This window comes from Hydrogenophaga sp. (assembly GCF_028698005.1).
In the GTDB taxonomy this organism is placed as follows: Bacteria; Pseudomonadota; Gammaproteobacteria; order Burkholderiales; family Burkholderiaceae_C; genus Hydrogenophaga.
Window position 1 is genome coordinate 1 of the sequence record NZ_JAQVEJ010000198.1, and the last position, 4,710, is coordinate 4,710.

At 75.8% G+C, this 4,710-nt stretch carries 1 protein-coding gene and 1 pseudogene; both read right to left on the minus strand.

Annotation, left to right across the window (positions count from 1 at the left end; translation table 11 throughout):
• Nucleotides 1–2,669: pseudogene (locus PHQ87_RS14530) on the minus strand (hypothetical protein); the annotation flags it as partial.
• A gap of 10 nt (nt 2,670–2,679) precedes the next feature.
• Nucleotides 2,680–4,710: BamA/TamA family outer membrane protein (locus tag PHQ87_RS14535; RefSeq protein ID WP_300235862.1), on the minus strand; the 2,031-nt coding region annotated here is incomplete at its 5' end.

A 4,710-nucleotide genomic window follows, 5' to 3' on the forward strand; every position in this document is an offset into this window, starting at 1 on the left:
AGCTGCAGCCGATCGCCGTCGAGGCGGGCGCGCAGGTGGCCGCCGGTGAAGGCGATGCCCTCGACCACCGAGCTGACGGCCAGTTGCTCTGCATTGAGCGTGCCGCGCCACTGGGGATCGGCGCGGGTGCCGGACAGCTCGGCCTGGGCCTCCAGGCTGCCCTGCACCCGCCAGCCCGGCGGGGCCAGCGCCGACCAGACGCCCAGCTCGGGCAGCCGCGCGCGCAACTGCCCGGTCAGCGGGGCCTGTTCGGGCCAGTGCCAGGCGGGCTGGCTGGCCGACGGGGGGGCGAGGGCGGTCTGCGCCTGGGCATCGATCTGGCCCAGCTCCCGGGTGTCCCACTGCAGGCGGGCCTGCACGGCGCCGGCGTTGCGGCCGGTGCTGACGTCCAGCCGCGCCGTGCGCACGCCGGCGGCCACGGGTGCGGGCAGGGCGGCGGTGCGCACGCTGAGGTCGCCGGCCTGGCGCTCCAGCCGCAGTTGCACGCGGGGCTGCGCCTGCGCGCCGGCGGGCAGTTGCACGTCCCAATGGCCTTGCAGCAGCAGGTCGGACTGGATGCCGGCCTGGGTGAGCACGCCGGGGCTGGTGAACAGGTCCACCCAGGCCAGGGGCAGGTCATGGAGGGTGCCGCGGGTGGCGAGGGCGCCAGCGTCCCAGCGCAGTTGCTCCCAGACCAGGCGCGCGGTCTGGCCCTGCAGGGTGAGTTGCGCGGTCGGGGCGGTGGGCGGGCCGGCCACGTGCAGACGGGCATCGCGCAGTTGCCAGGCCGGCGCGGTCGCGCTGGTTTGCAGCGTCAGCTCGGGCACCTGCAGGTCCAGATCCAGCGTGAGGGCTTGGGCGGCCGCCGGTGTGCCCGCCGGCGCGGGCATGCCCAGGGGGGCGAGCCCGCCCTGCCACCGCGCGATGGCCGACGCCTGCCCCTGGAGGCGGGCATCGAGCACAGGGCCGAGGTGGTCGCGGACGAGGGGGCCGATGACCGGCTGTGCCTGCAGGGCGGTGATCCATTGCTGCGCGGCGGTGGCGTCGTTCAGGCGCAGGGCCAGTTCGCCCTGGCCGCTGGCGGGGGCGGCCAGGCCCTGCCAGCGAGCCGTGAGGCCAGGCGCGCTGGCCTCGAGCTGCCCGTCGAGGTGGTGGTTGGCCAGGTTCAGGCGGGCCTGGCCTTGCAGCGCGACGCCGGCACCGCGCACACGCAGGTGCTCCAGCGTGAGCTGGCCCTGGGCTGGTGCACTGGCGCGGGCCTGCCAGCGGCCGCGCAGGTCCAGCGCGTCGAGCAGCGTGGGGCCGCCGCCACGCCGGCCGGCCAGGGGCGACAGGGCCAGTTGGCCGGTGAACGTGGTGGTGAACGCGTGGCCGCCTTCGGTGGTGTGCGTTTGCGCATCGAGCGTGCCGTCGAGACGGCCGGGGGCCAGCAGGCTCCACAGGCGCGCCGGATCGATGCGCTCGATCTGCAGGCGCCCCGACCACGGGCCTTGCCAGAGCGGGCCAGCGCCGGCGTCCAGGCTGGCCTGGCCGCGCAGCACGCCATCGCCGATGCGGGCCTGCAGCTCGCTGAGGGTCCACTGCGCCCCTTGCTGCTGCGCGGCCAGTTGCAGGTGGCTGAAAGGCAGGCCTTGCTGGTCGGCCGGCGCGGGGCGGGCGTTGTCGAGCGCGAGACGGGCCTGCCAGTGGCCGTTGGGGCTGCTGTCCGCCGTGGCCTGGCCCGAGAGGGCGGTGTGCGGCGCGCCCGGCCACAGGCCGGCCAGGTTGAGCTGTTGCAGTTGCGCCTGCAGGCCGGCCAGCGGCTGTTGCGTGTTCCAGGGTTGCAGCCGGGCCCGGGCGTCGAGCGCGGCCGGCGCGTCGCCACCGGTGGCCGAGGCCTGGCGCAGTTGCAGCCGGGCGTCGAGGGTGGCGCTGGCGTGCGCCAGGGTGCCCTGGGCGTCGAGGGTGGCGTCGAGGTCTTGCGGTGTGCCCTCGGGCACGGGCACGCGCACCTGCCCGCGCGCCTGCAGTTGCACCGGCATGGGCGACTGCGCGCCCAGCACCAGGTGGCCCTGGTAGCTGCCTTCGGCCCAGCGCAGGGTGTCCAGGCGCAACTGATGGGCCTGGGGCGTGCCCAGCCCGGCGGGGGCCGGGCCGTAGGCGTAGTGGCCGCGCAGGCCGGCCAGCTCGATGGCCGTGCCGCCCCGCACCGACAGGGCGTCGATGGACCAGGGCAGGTCGAGCCGCAGCGGCAGCTCGGCGCCGGCCGGGGGCTCGCTGGCGTCCTCGGTGGGTGCCCGTTCATCGACGATGCTCAGGCGGCCCAGGTGCACGGCGTCGGGGGCCAGCCGGCGCTGGGCCAGCAGGGTGAACCACAGGGCGTCGTGCCACTGCAGGCGCACGTCATCGGCCTGCACCGTGAGGCCCTCCTGCGTCCAGCGCAGCAGGGCCACCTGGCCGCCGTGGCGCAGGCTGCCCACGGCGCCCTCGACCACCAGCGAGCCGGCGCCGCCGGGCTGGCTGTTCAGGTAGCGCTGGGCCCAGGACAGCGTCGTGGCCAGCGACGAGGGGCTGGCGGCCCACCACCACAGCGCCAGCGGCGCGGCCACGGCCAGCACCAGCAGCGCCGTGGCCAGCCAGCGCAGCGGCCGCAGACGGGGGCGGCGTGGTGTGGCGGGCGGGGTGGCAGGTGGCGTGGCGCGGTCGGTCATCGGTGCCGGTTCAGAAGGTGAAGCCCACGCTCAGGTGCAGCCGCCAGTCGCGCGGCTGCACGCCGTAGGCCAGGTCGAGCTGCAGCGGGCCGACCGGGCTGTTGTAGCGCACGCCGGTGCCCACGCCCCACTGCGCCCGCAGGTCGCGCGCACGGTCGGCCACGGCGCCGCCGTCCACGAACACCACGTGCTCCCAGGGGCTGCGCTGGCCGTTGCGCCACAGCGGGCGTTGCCATTCGAAGCTGGCCACGGCCAGGTAGCGGCCCGGGGCGACACCGCCGGTGGCGCGCGGCACGCCGATCTCGCGCAGGCCGTAGCCGCGCACCGAGGCATCGCCGCCGGCCAGGAACAGTTGGGTGTCGGGCAGGGCGGCATCGCGCTTGGCGGTCACGGCGCCGCCTTCGAGCCGCAGGGCCAGGCGGCCGAGCCGGCTGCCCTGGCCGGCGTCCGTGGCCACGGGCCGGGCCTCGCCCGGCGCGGGGGCCGGCAGCGGCATCTCGGCGCCCAGTGGCCAGTAGGTGAGCCAGCGCACCTGGGTCTTGAAGAACGGGCGGCGCGTGCCGTCGAGCGTGACACCCGCGCCCAGCTCCAGCGCCAGGCCCTGGCCGCTTTCCGGGAACACCGGATCGTTGAAACGCCGCCAGGTCCAGGCCTGGTTGATGCTCAATGCCGAGCGGGCCTGAGAGGGGCCGGCGGAGCGCGCGGTGGTGCCGGCCGTGCGCGCGCGGTCGAACTGCAGGTACTGGCCCTGGTCGCGCGCGGCTTCCTCCTGCGCGCGGCCCCAGCGCAGGCGCTGGCTGGTGGTGGTATAGAAGTCGTCGATCTGCTGCGCCCAGCGCGCGCTGGCGGCCCAGCGCCAGCCGTGTTCGTCCAGCGGTGCCGTCCACACCGTCTGCGCGAGCCGGTCCTTGCGTTCGAGCTGCACGCGGTTGTCCGACTGCCAGCCGATGCCGGGCACCTGCTGGTGGGTGTATTCCAGCGACACGCGGGGGCCGCTGTCGGTGCTGCCGCCCAGGCCGATCTGGAGTTTTTGCAGGCGCCGCTCGCGCAGTTGCACGAGCACCGGCAGTTCGGGCGTGTCGTCCTCGGGCTCGACGGTGACCAGCACGGACTGGTAGCGGCCGCTGGCGAGGATGCGCGTCTGCGCGGCCTGCAGGCGCTCCAGGCTGTAGTCGGCGCCGGGCTGGACGCCGGCCAGCCGCGCCAGGTTTTCGGCCTGACTGGCGTCGTAGCGCCGGGCGCCGCGCACGTGGATGGCGCCCAGGCGGCGGGCCGGGCCGGAGTCGAGTTCGATGTAGAGGTGGGCCTGCTGTGTGCTGGCGTCGATGTCGGCCAGGCTGTTGACGAGGCGCCCGTTGGGGTAGCGCTCGCTGGTCAGGGCCCGCAGCGCGCGGGTCTTGGCCTGGTCCCAGTCGGCCTGGGTGAAGGCCTCGCCCTCGGGCAGGCGGGCGGCACGTTCGATGGCCTCGCGCTGGGCGGTGGCCGCGGCATCGTCGGCGATGGCGCCGCGGAAGAACACCCGCTGGGTGGTCACGCGCGTCAGCGGACCGGGCTCGACGCCGATGTGCACCGTGCCCAGCGGCGCGGCGTCGGCGCCTTCGGGCGGCGCCACGCGCACCGTCAGTTCGGGCGAGAAGTGACCGAGCGTGCCGAGCAGGCTGCGCAGGTCGTCCGGGGTGCGCGCCACCAGCCGATCGAGCTCGGCGGCGTCGAGGTCGGCAAGGAGGCGGTAGCGCTGCAGGTCCAGGTGGCGCAGCAGGAAGGCCTGGATGGCCTCGGGGGCCTGCAGCCCGATGTCGAAGCGCGGTGCCGGGGCCGCGGTGGTGGTGCTGGTGCTGCTGGTGGAGGTTTCGTTGGGGGTCTCGGTGGCCGGCGTGTCGGCTGTGGTGGTGTCGGCCGTGACGGTGTCGGTGGCGGCGAGCGCCGGGGTGGCCGTCCACAAGGCCAGGCACAGGGCCAGGCACAGTGCCAGCACCGCACACAGGCACGCGCCCGGGCCGGGAGGCCGGCGTTGCGGCCCGGCGGCGAAGCGGCGTGCCGG